This window comes from Rhodococcus sp. BS-15, from assembly GCF_000813105.1.
GTDB lineage: Bacteria > Actinomycetota > Actinomycetes > Mycobacteriales > Mycobacteriaceae > Rhodococcoides.
In genome coordinates this window covers 1-15,728 of the sequence record NZ_BAOX01000093.1, presented here as the reverse complement: position 1 = coordinate 15,728, position 15,728 = coordinate 1, and the positions used below count along the sequence as shown (strand labels likewise).

Genomic DNA, 15,728 nt, shown 5'->3' with positions numbered 1-15,728 from the left:
CCTACCAAGTGCGAAGAGCCCGATTACGGGATGGCTTGCTGACACACGATTCTTGCTAAGAATGCAGTGCTTCCGGGAGCGCGCCGCTGAAGCGTCGCTGGTGGTTCGGCCGTCGATGGATTGAAGAATCCGTCGGATGTCAGTTGCGAACACGCTGGCTCAAACGCTTCGGGCAGCACGACTTGTTTGACATGCTGAAGCTGTCAGAGGGTAATTGCAGTCTCGTACATATGTTCGAAAAGTGATAAACTGGCTGCATATGGCAGTAACTGAAACGACAGGAAGACCGGCAGTGGCACTTAAAAAGTCCGACCTTTACAGCTCACTCTGGGCTAGCTGCGACCAGCTGCGGGGTGGCATGGATGCCTCCCAGTACAAGGACTACATCCTGACGCTGCTCTTCGTTAAGTACGTTTCGGACAAAGCGAAGGCGGACACGAGCAGTCTGATCGACGTTCCGGCAGGGGGATCGTTCAAGGACATGCTCGCAGCGAAGAATGACAAGGAGATTGGCGACCGGCTCAACAAGATCATCGCCAAGCTCGCCGATGCGAACGATCTTCGTAACGTGATCGACCTGGCGGACTTTAATGACGAGGAGAAGCTCGGCAAGGGCAAAGAGATGGTTGACCGGCTGTCAAAGCTAGTGACGATCTTCGACGACCTGGACTTCCGTGGCTCACGTGCCGAAGGCGATGACCTGCTGGGTGACGCCTACGAGTACCTAATGCGTCACTTCGCTACCGAGGCTGGCAAAAGCAAAGGACAGTTCTACACGCCCGCCGAGGTGTCGCGCATCCTCGCCAAGGTTGTCGGCATCGGGTCGGACACTCGTCAGGACCAGACAGTCTACGATCCTGCTTGCGGTTCTGGTTCACTCCTGCTGAAGGCAGCTGCAGAGGCCCCGCGAGGAATGTCCATCTACGGTCAAGAGAAAGACAATGCTACGTGGGCGCTGTCGAAGATGAACATGATTCTGCACGGCAACGAGATAGCCGAGATTGAAAAGGGCGACACGATAACGAGTCCGCATTTCACAAAAGGTGATCATCTACGGACTTTCGACTATATCGTCATGAACCCGCCGTTTTCCGTCAAATCCTGGAATAACGGTCTTGAGAACGAATTCGGCCGCTTTGAATTTGGTCGTCCCCCCGAAAAAAATGGTGACTTTGCATTTCTTCTGCACGCCTTGTCGTCCCTCAAGAGCAATGGTAAGGCCGCGATTATCCTCCCGCATGGTGTGCTGTTTCGAGGTAATGCTGAAGGCGCCATCCGGACCCGCTTACTAAAACATGGCTACATAAAGGGTATTATTGGGCTTCCGCCAAACCTTTTCTATGGCACAGGCATTCCCGCTTGCATCGTAATTTTAGACAAGGAGAACGCTCAAGCTCGCACGGGTGTTTTCATGATCGACGCGTCCAAGGGGTTCGTGAAGGATGGAAACAAGAACCGCCTCCGTAGCCAGGACATCCACAAGATCGTCGACAGCTCTATTCGGCAGATCGAGATCCCGCGCTACTCCCGGATGGTGCCGATGAGCGAGATCTCCAATCCCAAGAACGACTGCAATCTCAACATCACGCGTTACATCGACTCTTCCGATCCCGAGGACCTGCAAGACCTCAGTGCCCACTTGCATGGTGGCATCCCGAACACCGACCTCGATGCACTCGCACCCTACTGGGATGCGTTCCCACAACTCCGTGGCCAGCTCCTCAAGCCCAATCGGCCCGGCTACAGCGATCTCACCATCGACGTCGGCAAGGTTCGGCAGGCAATCCTGGATTCGTCCGAGTTCCAGAAGTTCGTCGATGAATCCAAGACCATCACCGACGACTGGTTCAAGAGCCATCGCGAGACGCTCGCCGGCGTCGACGAGAACACGACACCAAACGATCTGATTGCCGTGCTGGGCGAAGACCTGCTCGCACGTTTCAAGCCGATGCCACTGCTCGACGAGTACGACGTCTACGAACAGCTCATGAGCTACTGGCATGGAACCATGCACGACGACGTCTTCCTCGTAATGAACGACGGCTGGCTCGCAGCGGCCAAGCCACGCAAGACGATTGAAGATAAGGATCGCAAACTCGCGGAGAGTCCCGATCTTGTTGTCGGCAGCGGGCGCAGCGCCCAGAAGTACAAAATGGACCTCGTTCCGCCAGCGCTGATTGTAGCCCGGTATCTGTCGGACCAGCAGACAATGATTGACGAACTCAGCATCGCCGAAGACGAAGCCACACGAGTTCTTGAAGAGTATCTCGAAGAGCACACCGTCGAGGACGGCCTGCTCGCCGAGGCTATGGACGACGATAAGATTTCCAAAGCACTCGTCGCGGCACGGCTTCGCTTCGCCAAGCGCGACCAGTCCGATCCAGACGAAATCGAGGCGCTGGAGAAAGTTGCTGAGCTTTATGAGGCCGAGGCTGCGATTAAGAAAGCAGCTAAGGATGCCCAGGCCGAGCTGGACCTTGTCACGCTGAAGAAGTACAACGATCTCTCTGAACCCGATGTCAAGAGTGTTGTGTTGGATAGCAAGTGGTTGGCGAGCGTGGACCGTGGGGTGACGAGCCAGGTTACCAGCGTTGCGGAGCGGCTTGTTCGTCGTCTGCGTGAGTTGGGAACACGATATGAGGACGACGTCGAGACCCTCAGACTCGAAGAGGCTCGGCTGGCTGAGCGCCTTCGCGGCCATTTGGCGTCGCTAGGAGTGAACTAATGGCGACGACTGTTCGACTCCGGGACCTCGGAAATACCTATGGCGGTTTGACTGGCAAAACCAAAGCGACTTTGGTCATGGTGAAGCTCAATTTGTGACCTTCACCGGGCTGATGGCCGCTGCGAGGATTCGAGACCACTCGGGCCTCGCACCGGTAGATGTTCGTGCTAACGAGTCACAGAACGGCGTTCGCAGGGGCGACATTCTCTTCAACGGCACATCCGAGACCGCGGAAGACGTTGCTCTCGCTGCAGTTGTGGAGGTCGACATGCCTCAGAGGACCTTCCTCAACAGCTTCTGCTTCGGGTACCGACTTGCCCCCTCTGCTGCTGAAGTGAGTCCCACGTTCCTCGCCTATATGTTCCGCGGACCTCAGGGACGCGCACTGGTGGCGCAGCTTGCCCAAGGGTTCACCCGCTACAACATCTCCAAGACGAAACTCATGGAACTCGAGTTCGAGGTTCCAGGATTAAGCGAACAAGAACAGATCGTCACTCAACTCAAAGACGCAGATGCGTACGTCGCTGCCGCGGAAGTGAAACACCGCAAGCAGTCACTTTTGAGTCTCGGAGTGCGGGAATCGCTGTTGACTGGGCGGTCCCGACTTCCAGGGTTTACAGCTCCATGGCAGGACGTGCAGATTTCTACGCTGATGACCCCTCGGTCAGAGCGTAATGCGACAGGCAAGGACATTGAGGTGCTGAGCTGCACCAAAGATCGCGGGTTTGTTCGCTCGTTGGACTATTTTAAGAGCCAAGTCTTTAGTCGGAATTTGAGCGGGTACTTGGTTATTCGTCGGGGTGACATTGGGTATCCGTCCAACCACGTGGAAGAGGGGTCAATCGGTCTCCAGGAACTTGTCGATAAAGGTGTTGTCAGTCCGATTTACGTGGTGATGGCACCGCGCCCCGGTAAGGTCGATACTTACTTCTTGCATCGATTACTCAAGCTTGATTCATTCCGACAGGATTTTGCGAAGGTCACTAACGCGTCCGTAAACCGGCGAGGCAGCCTCCGATGGCCGGAGTTCTCCCAGCTTCGCGTCCGAATTCCTGGGATCGAAGAGCAACGCGCAATCGCGCATGTCATACGTGATTTCGAGGCGGAGACCGCACGTGCTGAGAGGGCAGCACGCAAGGCTCGCGATGTTCAGACGGGACTGTCTCAGACCTTGTTACCGGCTCGGCTGCGGGCTGTATCATGAGCGACGTAGGACAGGTCGAGCGAAAGGCTCAGGATCGCGTCGTCGGGCTATTGCGCGACCAGCTCGACTATGAGTACCTCGGGAAGTGGGAGTATCGCGAGAGCAATTCCAATGTTGAGACCGAGATGCTAGTGCAGAACCTGAAGGCGCGCGGCTACGACGGCAATCTGATCAACCGTGCGCTCGACCAACTCGCCAAAGCTGCCGCTGTCGGCGCGGGCCATGATCTGTATGAAGCCAACAGAGACGTGTACGGCCTGCTTCGTTACGGGGTAAAGGTGAAGCCAGGTATTGGTGAGAACGCCAAGACTGTCTGGCTGATCGACTGGTCGACACCGGATGCGAACCACTTTGCTGTCGCCGAAGAGGTGACCATTGCAGGTGAGCACACTAAGCGGCCGGACATCGTGCTCTACGTCAATGGGATCGCGCTCAGCACCCTGGAATTGAAGCGGTCGAAAGTCGCTGTTTCAGAGGGCATTCGGCAAACCATCGGCAATCAGGACAAGCAGTTCATCCGGTCCTTCTTCTCCACTGTCCAGTTTGTCTTTGCCGGCAACGATGTTGAAGGACTGCGCTACGGAGTCATCGACACTCAAGAGAAGTATTGGCTGGAGTGGAAGGAACCGTCAGACGTCGCCGATCCGCTTGATCGAGCGCTTCTGCAGCTGTGCGACAAGGATCGATTCCTCGAACTTATCCACGACTTCATCGTGTTCGACGCGGGCGTCAAGAAGGGGCCACGCCACAACCAGTACTTCGGCGTCAAAGCAGCACAGCAACGGATTGCGAAGCGCGAAGGCGGCATCATCTGGCACACCCAGGGATCGGGCAAGAGCCTGACGATGGTGTGGCTGGCCAAGTGGATCCGAGAGCATCAGGATGATCCGAGGGTTTTGCTTATCACCGACCGAACCGAACTCGACGACCAGATCGAAGGCGTATTCAACGGTGTTAACGAGAAGATCTACCGCACCAAGAGTGGTTCGGACCTAATTGGAGCCCTCAACGCTTCGGAGCATTGGCTGATCGGTTCACTCGTTCACAAGTTTCGCGCAGGCGATACAGATGAGGACGACGGCTCGACGAACGACTTCATCAAAGATCTGAACGCCACCATCCCTGAAGACTTCAAGGCGAAGGGCAACATTTTCGTCTTCGTTGATGAGGCTCATCGGACGCAATCAGGCAAGATGCACACGGCGATGAAGCAGCTGCTCCCGGATGCGATGTTCATCGGATTTACGGGCACTCCGCTGCTCAAGGTGGACAAGGCCACGAGTATCGAGACCTTCGGCTCCTTCATCCACACCTACAAGTTCGACGAAGCAGTCAAGGACGGCGTTGTGCTCGATCTGCGCTACGAAGCCCGGAGCATCGATCAAGACCTCACCTCACCAGGCAAGGTCGACAAGTGGTTCGAAGCCAAGACCATGGGTATGACCGATCTGTCCAAGGCTGAGCTGAAAAAGCGTTGGGGCACAATGCAGAAAGTCGTGTCGAGCGAGCCGCGTGCCAAGCAGATCGTCGACGACATCCTCCTCGACATGGAAATCAAGCCGCGGCTAATGGACAAGCGCGGCAACGCCATGCTGGTCGGATCGTCGATCTACCAGGCCTGCAAGTTCTACGAGTTGTTCTGCAACGCTGGCTTTAAGGGCAAGTGCGCCATCGTCACCAGCTACACGCCAAACGCCAGCGACATCTCCAAAGAAGATTCCGGCGAGGGCAAGACCGAGAAGCTGCGACAGTACGACATCTACCGCCGCATGCTCGCCGACTACTTCGGCGAGTCCGAGGATGCCGCGGTCGGCAAGGTCGAGCAATTCGAGAAGGAAGTCAAAGCACAATTCGTCAAGAACCCCGGCCAGATGCGACTGCTGATCGTGGTGGACAAGCTGCTGACTGGTTTCGATGCGCCGAGCGCGACCTACCTCTACATCGACAAGAAGATGAGCGATCACGGCCTGTTCCAAGCCATCTGCAGGGTCAACCGACTCGACGGTGAGGACAAGGACTACGGCTACATCGTCGACTATCAGGACCTCTTCAACTCGCTTGAGGACGCAATCACCGACTACACCTCCGGAGCTCTCGACGGGTACGAGAAGGAAGACATCGACGGGTTGCTTGGGGATCGCGTCGAGAAGGCGCGAGACGATCTCGACGAAGCATTGGAGCGAGTTCGGGCGCTGGTCGAGGCTGTCGCACCACCGAAAGGCACTCTCCAGTATCAGCAATATTTTTGCGCCCAAGATCAAGGTGACGCCGCCCAGCTCAAGGCAAACGAGCCAAAGCGTGTCGAGCTCTACAAGAGCGTGTCAGCTGTGTCACGCGCCTACAGCAACCTTGCCAACGACATGATCGAGGCCGGATACAGCGAGAAGCAGATCGCAGACATCAAGACTGAGATCGCGCACTACATCGACGTCAGAGCCGAGGTGAAGCTCGGTGCTGGTGAAGACGTCGATTTCAAGCAGTACGAAGCGGGAATGCGGTACCTGCTCGACACCTACATTCGTGCCGACGCGAGCCAGGTCATTTCAGAGTTCGAGGACACCGGCCTCGTGGATCTTATCGTCAAGCTCGGCGCTGAGGCGATCGACAAGTTACCTGCCGGCATCAAGAAAGATCCCGAGTCGGTCGCTGCGACCATCACCAACAACATGCGCAAGGTCATCATCGACGAGCACGCGCTCAACCCGAAATACTACGACAAGATGAGCGAGCTGCTCGATGCGATCATCGAAGAGCGTCGTAAGCAGACAATTGATTACCAGCAGTACCTTGCCAAGTTGCTCGAAACCGCGAAAAACCTCGGTACCGGTGAAGGAACCGGCCACGAGTACGCCGACTGGGTGACGGACGGTGCGCGCAAGGCACTTGTTGACTACTTCTGGCCTACCGAGCATCTGGCTCTTCAGATTGACACGGCGGTGCGGACAACTAAACCGGACGCATGGGTCGGCAACCTTTTGAAAGAGAAGGTCGTCAAGCGCGCTCTGAGGAAAACGCTGCCAGACGAGTACGACGATGACAAGCTCAACGAAGTGTTTGACTTGGTGAAGGCGCGAGATGAGTACCGCTAGTGCCTACCTCACCGTCCGCGGCATTGACATCGACGTGCTCTACAAGGACATAAAGAACCTGCACATCGGGGTGTATCCGCCGCTAGGTCGCGTTCGCGTTGCTGCTCCTCTGAGGCTGAACGATGATCAAGTTCGTCTTGCCGTCATCCAGCGTCTTCCGTGGATCAAAAAGCAACGCGAGCAGTTCAAATCGGTACCCCGTCAAACAGAGCGCGAGATGGTTACCGGCGAATCGCATTACGTGTGGGGGATACGTCGCCGAATCAAGGTTGTTGAGCGGCCCGGTCGCGCTCACTTCGAGCCATACGGCGACAGACTGATCTTGTATGTGCCGGCTGGAACCTCACCAGACAAGCGCCGCGAGTACCTAGACAAGTGGTACCGCGGCCAGCTTCGACACGCACTGCCTCCTTTGATCGCGATGTGGGAGGAGAAGCTCGGTGTGACTGTCGCCAGGTGGAGCGTTCGGTGCATGAAGACAAAATGGGGTTCATGTAATCGCGAAACGGGACACATCTGGTTGAATGTCGAGCTTGCCAAGAAGCATCCTGATTGTCTTGAGTACATCGTGGTCCACGAGATGATGCATTATTTCGAACGGGGACACGGAGCAAAGTTCACAAACTTAATGGACACACATTTGTCGGATTGGCGTAGCCGGCGAGACCAGCTCAACGGGTCTCCTTTGGCAACCGAAGACTGGGTGTCACCGTAATCAGCCGTTCGTCTCGTGATCTGAGAGATGCCGCGAACAAACTGCGAGTATTTTCGAAGACAGACACAGTAGGTCAGATGAGCGAGGACAGTCTGGCAAGGAAACCGATAGGACAAGATTCGAATTAGTTTCACTGCGCTTGTGCTTAGATGGAAGTTATTGTGTAGTACGCGGATATCAACTACACTAAGTTCTAGAACACAAACTATAGGAGGTTACAGCAATGGCAAATGCAAAAGTAGTTTTCATCGCTTTTGCTAAAGAAGACGAGAGTACTCGTAATCTATTTACGGGACAGAAAGTTCACCCTGATACACCGTTTGAATTCGTAGACATGTCTGTAAAGGAACCGTATGAAACAGAGTGGAGGAATAAAGTACGTACACGCATTCGACGTAGTGACGGAATTATCGTCTTGATATCGTCCAGCACGCCGAAGGCAGATGGGCAACTGTGGGAAATTTCTTGTGCGGTAGAAGAAGGTAAACCAGTTTACGGTATTTGGATCGAAGATGGCTATCGCACAAAACCCGCAGAAATGGCTGGGGCGCCCTGCTATGTCTGGACGTGGGAGAATGTCGCTAACATTATTGATGCTCTATAGTCATGCTTAAGCGCGCACTCCTAATCGGAATCGATACATATGACCACGTGAACAATCTGGGTGGTTGTGTCAATGATGTAAATTCAATTAAGCCGCTACTTTCTAGAAATGAGGACGATAGCCCCAATTTCAATTGTGTTTCGAGGGCTAGTGACAAGAATAGAATAACCCGCGAGTCATTACTCGAGGACGTCGAGCGGTTACTAGCGGGTGGCGCAGATGTTGCATTGCTTTATTTCGCTGGGCACGGAGAGCAACTTGCTCATGACGTGAGTTTAGTAACCCAGGAGGGTGCAGGCCGAACGACGGGCGTTAAGCTATCGGAAATTTTCACCGCAATCAACGCGTCCTCGCTGAAGGAAGTGATTGTCGTTCTTGATTGTTGCTTCGCGGGAAACGCGGCCGGAGTTCCACAGCTTAATCTCGATTTATCGGTACTTCGGGAAGGAGTAAGTGTGCTTACCGCAAGTCGCGGTGATCAAACATCTGCAGAGACTGATGATGGACGAGGGCTTTTCTCCACCTATCTTGAGGGTGCCCTGGAAGGTGGAGCTGCCGATATTCTTGGTAATGTCGACGTTGCAGGCATCTACGCTTATATCACCGAATCGTTTAACGCTTGGGAACAGCGTCCTGTGTTTAAGGCAAATATTGACCGTCTCCACATGCTTCGGAAAGTTGACCCAGCAGTATCGTTGAGTAGCTTACGGAAGTTGCCCGACCTCTTCCCGCAGAGAGATTTTCTGTATCCCCTAGATCCATCATATGAGTACACGGAAAAGGATGATGCTGTTCCGGAACACGTCGAGATATTTCAGTCATTTCAGAAGCTGAGAGCTGCACGATTATTAGAGCCGGTAGATGAAGAGCACCTTTACTGGGCGGCCATGCACAGAAAGCCATGTCAGCTTACACGGCTTGGACAGCATTACTGGACTCTCGCCCAGGATGGGAGAATTTAATGCGAGTCGGATTTTCTGGTCACCAACAGATGCCACAAGAAGCCCTGAACTTTGCGTCTGACGTTATCAATGAGTATCTTGTTGAGCATGAAGGCGCTACTGGTATTTGTAGCCTCGCGGCAGGGTCGGATCAGCTTTTCGCGAAAGCGGTAGTTGATCGCGGTCATCAGCTGCATGTCGTCATTCCATGCGAAAACTATGAGTCTACTTTCGACCGTGAGAGTCTAGACATGTACAGGAGTCTCTTGGTGGCCGCTTCGTGGACTGAAGTATTGGATTTCGACGCTCCGAGCGAAGAAGCGTTTTTTGCTGCTGGTAAACGTGTGGCTGATCTTTCGGACGAATTGTTAGCGGTTTGGGACGGCCAAAGTTCGCGTGGGCTTGGAGGAACAGCTGACGTAGTTGCGTACACCCGAGGGCTAAATAAGAACGTGCATGTAATCTGGCCAGATGGGTTGAAGCGATAGTCTGATATCTTCGTGATCGCTATACACATAGTCCTGGGGCCAGAATTTAGCTCAGTCGCACACCCCGCGGCCGTACGTGAACGCCTTCAGTCTTGAGAATCTTCAGCACAGTCGACTTGCCGATGCCAACTCGCTCGGCAACGTCAAGGGCACTAAGACCGGACGCATAGAGCTCAACGACGTCCGATTTCTTCCGTTTCGTCACACGCGACCGGAACGTGGTTGGTCGCAATAGTCCCTGATCAGGCCGTGTTTTCACACTTCCTGAGGGGTTGTAGTTGGCTTGCGCAAGGACTACTACACGAGTCAGGCCCGACATCGATGATGTCGGGCCTGACTCGTCTGTGTTGCAGATGTGTTCGGTTATCAGGGCTGCAGTCTGAATTGCACGACGGCGGTGACATTCTCGATGGCGTCGTTCAGAGCGGTCATGCGTGCTCTGGCGTCCGGCGCAGCCAGGATGTCGAGTCGATCGGACTGACCCATCGGAATCAGAGCTGTCAGCGACCAGATCTTCTCGGCGGCTGAGATCGGCAGGCCCAGGAAGTCCGGAACGCCCGGTGTGGCAACGGTTTCCGTCGATTCGAGTCGACCGATCAGCTCGTAGAGATCCTCGACCCGCGCCCAGGTGGCGTCGAATTCGGTGTCGGCGATCACCGAGTCGGTGTCTTCGTCCGGCCACGCTCGAACGTCGGCCAGCGGGTACGGATCGTCCGGCAGCCAGGCGTCGATCCTGATCCGTTCGCCGCCGACGCATTCGAGTAGATATCGGCCGTCACCGATGGACTCGTGGCCGATGATGTGTGCGGTGGTGGCCACATCGTGGCGAACGTCGCCGCCGCCGGCCTCGTGCCCACGCGCGATGAGTACCACGCCGAAGCTCGGATCGTCCTGCTTCAGGCAGTCGTGCACCAGAGCTTGGTACCTCGGCTCGAAGATGTGCAGTGGAAGGCGTTCGCCGGGAAGCAGCACGCTGCCGAGCGGGAACATCGGGGTCACGCTCACGGGTGCTGCAACGGAACAGCCGCCGGGGTGATCGCCGCAGGCGCGCTCTTCTCGGTCCGGTTGGAGTCCAGGAATTCGTCGAGCAGTCGGAAGAAGAAGTCCGGCTCGTCGAGCTGGGGAAAGTGCCCGGCGTCGGGAAATATCTCGACGCGACTGTTCGGAACCTCGCGTCGAATGTTGTCGGCGTGCTTGGCGGGAATCATCCGGTCCTTGCCGCCCCAGACGAGCAGCGACGGAATCGACTCGAACTTCTCGAAATGTTGCTTCGCGCTGACGGTCTGACCACGCGGGCCCACCACTGCCCGCGTCGACGCCAGAAACGCGCCGCGGGTGGAGCGGTCTGCCACCGACCGGAACGACCGCCAGGTCTCGGCCATGCTGGGGCCCGGCTTCACCGGCAGACCCCATTTGCCCAACTGCGCCAGCGCACTCTCGGTGTTCCTGCGGAACCAGTCCGATGCGAGCAGCGGGAGCACCAGCTCGCTGCCGGGCAGCGTCGCGGCCTTGAGGAGCAGGCTCACTTCGGGGCCGAGGCCGCCGCTGCTGACCAGCGCCAGGCGATCTACCGCTCGGGGAAGAGATACGTCAGCTGCATGACGATGCCGCCGCCGAGGGAGTGACCGACCATCGGGGCGGAGTCGATGTTCAGGTGATCCATGAGATCGCGAATGGTGGCCGAGTGCGAACTCAGCGAGTAGTCGCCGGTCGGCTTGTCGGATTCACCGTGGCCGAACAGGTCGGGTGCGATGACCCGATACTTGTGCGACAGACGTTCGATCTGCGTGCCCCAGGACTGATGCGATCCGAGCAGGCCGTGCACCAGAATCACGGGCGGGCCGTCGCCCATGTCCACGTATCGCAGGACGTCCTTGTGTAGTTCTACCGACTGCAATTCGTACGATGAACTCATGGTCGACCTCCTCGTCGTGTGATTCCCGGATCGTCGCGTGGCTCGGCGAGCCGTTGGCACAAACGTACAAGCTGAGCCGACGCTGCGACAGACCCTCGGTCAGCGCGCGAGCCCCGCATCGTCGAAGGTGGTCGCGATCGTCTCGGCCAAGTGCTCGGCCATCGGTTCGCGCAACATGTCGATGTGATCTCCCGAGATGTCGACGAAGGTCAGCTCACCACGGCCGACCGTCTGCCACGACCTGAGATCTTTCACGTTCTCTGCTGTGCGAACCACGGTCATCGAACCCGACCACGGTGTCGGCACGTGCTTGTTCAACGCCACGTACCCGATGCTCGCGAAGACCAACCATTCCATCGTGGTCGGGTAGCGCAGCAACCCGGCGAACTGCATTCGTACCCAGAGGGCGGCGGTGCCGATGCGGCCGAGGTGGAAGCCCGCTTCTTCTCGCGTCCGAGCAGGGGGAGCAGCCGGAACCTCGGTACCGCCGGGCAACCTGTCCAGCAGATGCCGGAACAGCCGCGTGTCGAGAAGGAGCAGGTGCGGGGAGCCGAGGCCGGAGTCTCGGATCTCCTCCGCCATCGCCATGGCAATCCAGCCGCCGAGCGAGTGGCCGACCAGATGGAACGGGCCCTCGGGCTGGACCGTGCGAACAGCGTCGACGTAGCGCTTCGCGGTCCGCCGAATCGTGCGGTCCGGGCGTCCGCGCTTGCCGCGGCCGTGTGCCTGCAGCGCATACACCGGGCGGTCCTCGTCGATGTGTTTGACCAGATTGAGGAATGCCATCGCTCCGACGCCTGCACCGCCGATCAGGAAGATCGGTGCCTTGCTGCCCTCGGTGCGCAGCGGCACGAGCACATCGTGTTCGCCGGTTGTGCGCCGACGTGCAGTTGCCGCGTCCTCGAGGCGAGCATCGACTGTCACGGCCAGTGCTCGAACAGTGGTTGCCGCGAACACGTCCTCCGGCGTCAGATCGATCTTCAGGCTCTCGCGAAGGTGAGCCAGCATTGCCGTTGTGGTCAGCGAATTGCCGCCCAGCGCCAGGAAGTCCTCGTCCCGGCCGATGGTGTCCAGCCCGATCGCGGTGCGTGCGGCCTCGGCCACGATGTACTCGGTCGGGCCGACCGCAGTGCGCTCGACGCGTCGATCAGCGGGCTCGGGCAGTGCACTTCGGTCGAGCTTGCCGCGCTCGTTCCGTGGCATCGCGTCGAGCGCGACGATGTGGGTGGGGACCATCCATTCCGGCAGCGTCCGGCGCAGCGACGATCTGATCTCGGCCACCGACGGTCGTCGCCCGGAACGGGCCGAGCACACGTAGGCGACCAGGTCGGTATCGGTGCCGGAGGTTCTGCCGATCACCGCTGCGTCGCCGATCTCCGGCATGGCGCGCAGCGCCGCCTCGACCTCGGCCGGCTCGACCAGGTATCCGCGCACCTTGACGGCGTCGTCGATGCGTCCGGCCAGGTGCAGCGTCCCGTGTTCGTCGAGTCGTCCCAGATCGCCGGTGCGGTACCGGAACAGACCGTCGCCGAGCGCGGCGAATCGTTGGGAGTCAAGACCGGCACCGCCGAGGTAGCCGTCGGCCAAGCAGTTCGACGTCACCCGTACCTCGCCGATCACGTCGGGTGCGCACGGCGACCCGTCGGAGGTGACCACTTCGACGAGCTTGCCTGCGATGGGTCTTCCTGCGGGGAGAAAGCCCGACGGCAGCGCTCGTTCGGGCGGGTATTCGCCGTAGGCGACGGCACCGGCTTCGGTGGTCGCGTACCAGTTGACCACCGTGGCGCGGCTGTCGAATCGACGCCGAAAGCGTCCGCATCGTCGGAGTGCAGGGCCTCCCCGTACGTGATGACCACCCGCAGCGTAGGTACGCCGCTGCGACCTGTAGGTCCGTGATCGGCCGCGGAGACTGCGCGCAGCAGTGACGACGAGCAGTGCAGCGTGGTCAGGGCATGCGCGGCCGTCCACTCGACGATGCTGCTGGGGACACCCGACCTGGGGTCGCGGCAGTGCACGGCGGCACCGCTGAGCAACCCCGCGAACAACGTGTTCAAGCCGGCACCGAAGCTGACCGGTAGCGAATTTCCGACGCGGTCGTGAGGGCTCAGTGCCAACGCGTTGGCAACCTCGTAGGCCTTGGTCAGACACATGCGGTGGCTGAGGATCACGCCCTTGGCCGTGCCGGTGGATCCCGAGGTGTAGTTGATCACCGCGGTGTGATCGCCCGACAGCGTCGGCAGCGGAACACAGGAGTCCATGGCGGCGGCGACGGTGGCGGAGTCGATCGCCGTCGCAGCTGCTTGGTCGATGATCGTGGCGCGGCGCTCGGCGGGAAGCATGGGGTCGAGCGGCACCAGGGGATGACCTGCGGCGACGACGGCCAGCATCAGCACGATCGAATTCGTCGTCGCGTCGGTGTCCACGGCGAGCGGCCGAGAATCGGCGGGAAAGAGGGTGGCGATCTTGCGGGCCAGTGAATAGGCGCGGTGGAGGAGTTCGTCGAAGGTCAGCGAGGTGCCGTCGACGTCGAGCGCGACGGCGTTGGGCAGGGCGTGAGCCACCTCGCGGTAGCGGGCCATCAGGGTGTCGCGACGTTCGGGCCGGCACAGCGGGGCCAGTGGAAGACGGGTCGGCGCATCGATGTCCTGAATCGACATGATTCTCCTTGCACGAGCCCGACCCGTGATGACGGAGTCGGTTTGCAACCCACAAACCGGCTCGAAGACTGTTTTACCGACTCAAAGGTAGACGTGCATGACCTTTTTACGCAAGCGGAAAACCGGACATTCCGCAACAATCGGGTGACGTTGCGGAATGTCCGGTCGGTTTTCGGGCTTGTCCTTACAGGTCCGCGATGGCCTCCAGCGGCTTCGTGCGCGCGGCTCGCACCGCGGGCCACAGCGCCGCCAACACACCGACGACGGCCGATCCGAGCAGCATCGACACCACCTGGCCCCACGGCACGGTCATGGTGCCCAGGCCCTCGTCGCGCAGAGTCTGCACGAAGCCCCACCCGAACGCGATGCCGAGGACGACGCCCACGATCGCGCCGAACAGGGCGATGAGCAGCGACTCGAGATAGATGATGCGACGGACCTGCGGCCGCTGCATGCCTATCGCGCGCAGCATGCCGATCTCCCGACGCCTCTCCACGACCGACAGGGCCAGCGTGTTGACGATGCCGAGCACGGCGATGACGACGGCCAATGCCAGCAATCCGTACAGCACGGCGAGCAGGGTGTCGATCTGTTGACCCTGGCTACCCTTGAACTCCTCCACGTCCTGAACCTGGACGACGACGAAGGGCTTGGTCGCGGCTTCGAGGTCGGTTCGCAGCGTGTCCAGGTCGGTACCGGGCGTGGCCTTGACCAGAACCAGGATGTCGGACCGGGTGATGGACGGCGTCACCTCCTGGTAGATGTCGCCCGAGACGATCCAATTCCCGATGAGCGGATTGTCGGTGAACACGCCGGTGACGGTCACGGGGACCGACGCCCCGTCCACGGTGTCGAAGGTGACCTCGGTTCCGACCGTCCATCCGCGCGCGGCCGCTTCGGTTTCCGATACCGAGAATCCGTCGCTGTCCAGGTCTGCAGTGCCCTGGACCATCGACAGCTCGAGCAGTCCCTCGGGTGACCCGTCGATGGCGGCGCCGTACTCCTCTTGCCCGGCGATGGTGACGAACACCGGGTGCAGTACCGCTGTGCGGTCCACGCCGGCCACCTGCTGTGCAGCCGTCGTGGCACCGGTCGGGACGCCGATCGACTGCGGACCGGAGAGGATGTAGTCCGCCTCGACGCCGGTGTCGACGAGTGAGTCGACGCTGGCCTTGGCAGTGGATCCGAGCACGCCGATGACGGTGACGAGCATGAGGCCGAGCATCAGGGCGAAGGCGGTGGCCGCGGTGCGTCGCGGGTTGCGAACCGAGTTGGTCCTGGCCAAGCGTCCGATCGCTCCGAACGGGCGGGTGATGACTGCACCCAGCGCGCCGACCACCGGCCGTGACAGCGACGGTGCGGCCAGTGCGGTGGCGACGATCAGCGCGAC

Annotated in this window: 13 protein-coding genes and 1 pseudogene; 7 read left to right on the top strand and 7 right to left on the bottom strand. The window is 58.8% G+C overall.

All coding sequences use genetic code 11. The features are described from left to right. Positions 1-292 precede the first annotated feature (292 nt). The 7 genes from RHBS_RS12940 (at position 293) to RHBS_RS12910 (ending at position 9,766) form a co-directional block, all read left to right on the top strand. Positions 293-2,725 (top strand): type I restriction-modification system subunit M, encoded by a 2,433-nt coding sequence (locus tag RHBS_RS12940; RefSeq protein ID WP_236745381.1) that lies wholly within the window; start codon positions 293-295, stop codon positions 2,723-2,725. A 94-nt stretch (positions 2,726-2,819) separates the two neighbouring features. Beyond that, positions 2,820-3,929 (top strand): restriction endonuclease subunit S, encoded by a 1,110-nt coding sequence (locus tag RHBS_RS12935; RefSeq protein WP_128645742.1) that lies wholly within the window; start codon positions 2,820-2,822, stop codon positions 3,927-3,929. Beyond that, entirely contained in the window at positions 3,926-7,018 is a 3,093-nt protein-coding gene (locus RHBS_RS12930; RefSeq protein ID WP_128645741.1) for a type I restriction endonuclease subunit R, read from the top strand. The genes RHBS_RS12935 and RHBS_RS12930 overlap by 4 nt, the downstream gene beginning before the upstream one ends. Beyond that, positions 7,005-7,733: a M48 family metallopeptidase gene (locus RHBS_RS12925; RefSeq protein WP_128645740.1), complete on the top strand. Its 729-nt coding sequence runs from the start codon at positions 7,005-7,007 to the stop codon at positions 7,731-7,733. The genes RHBS_RS12930 and RHBS_RS12925 overlap by 14 nt, the downstream gene beginning before the upstream one ends. A 223-nt stretch (positions 7,734-7,956) precedes the next feature. Beyond that, positions 7,957-8,337, top strand: a complete 381-nt coding sequence (locus RHBS_RS12920; protein ID WP_128645739.1) for a TIR domain-containing protein — start codon at positions 7,957-7,959, stop codon at positions 8,335-8,337. Between the two features lie 2 nt (positions 8,338-8,339). Then, positions 8,340-9,299, top strand: coding sequence for a caspase family protein (locus RHBS_RS12915; protein WP_128645738.1), 960 nt, complete (start codon positions 8,340-8,342; stop codon positions 9,297-9,299). Next, positions 9,299-9,766: a hypothetical protein gene (locus RHBS_RS12910; RefSeq protein WP_128645737.1), complete on the top strand. Its 468-nt coding sequence runs from the start codon at positions 9,299-9,301 to the stop codon at positions 9,764-9,766. The genes RHBS_RS12915 and RHBS_RS12910 overlap by 1 nt, the downstream gene beginning before the upstream one ends. 46 nt (positions 9,767-9,812) lie before the next feature. On the opposite strand, the gene RHBS_RS32235 is transcribed toward RHBS_RS12910, so the two are convergent. The 7 genes and pseudogenes from RHBS_RS32235 to RHBS_RS12885 all read right to left on the bottom strand — a co-directional run. Next, a complete protein-coding gene (locus RHBS_RS32235; protein WP_128645736.1) occupies positions 9,813-10,085 on the bottom strand; it encodes a helix-turn-helix domain-containing protein in 273 nt (90 codons plus the stop codon). A 47-nt stretch (positions 10,086-10,132) separates the two neighbouring features. Beyond that, complete coding sequence (locus tag RHBS_RS12900; RefSeq protein ID WP_128645735.1) at positions 10,133-10,771, bottom strand: LON peptidase substrate-binding domain-containing protein; 639 nt, start codon at positions 10,769-10,771, stop codon at positions 10,133-10,135. Beyond that, positions 10,768-11,490, bottom strand: coding sequence for an alpha/beta hydrolase (locus tag RHBS_RS31795; protein ID WP_374700593.1), 723 nt, complete (start codon positions 11,488-11,490; stop codon positions 10,768-10,770). The genes RHBS_RS12900 and RHBS_RS31795 overlap by 4 nt, the downstream gene beginning before the upstream one ends. After that, positions 11,397-11,618 (bottom strand): annotated as a pseudogene (locus RHBS_RS32230) (alpha/beta fold hydrolase); the annotation flags it as partial. The pseudogene RHBS_RS32230 and the gene RHBS_RS31795, both read right to left, overlap by 94 nt. Before the next feature lie 162 nt (positions 11,619-11,780). After that, positions 11,781-13,064 (bottom strand): alpha/beta fold hydrolase, encoded by a 1,284-nt coding sequence (locus tag RHBS_RS32225; RefSeq protein WP_374700592.1) that lies wholly within the window; start codon positions 13,062-13,064, stop codon positions 11,781-11,783. 233 nt (positions 13,065-13,297) lie between these two features. Next, on the bottom strand, positions 13,298-14,338 hold the full coding sequence (locus RHBS_RS32220; RefSeq protein WP_374700591.1) for an AMP-binding protein: 1,041 nt from the start codon (positions 14,336-14,338) through the stop codon (positions 13,298-13,300). Between the two features lie 184 nt (positions 14,339-14,522). Beyond that, a partial coding sequence (locus RHBS_RS12885; RefSeq protein WP_128645734.1) for an FtsX-like permease family protein occupies positions 14,523-15,728 on the bottom strand: 1,206 nt, incomplete at its 5' end.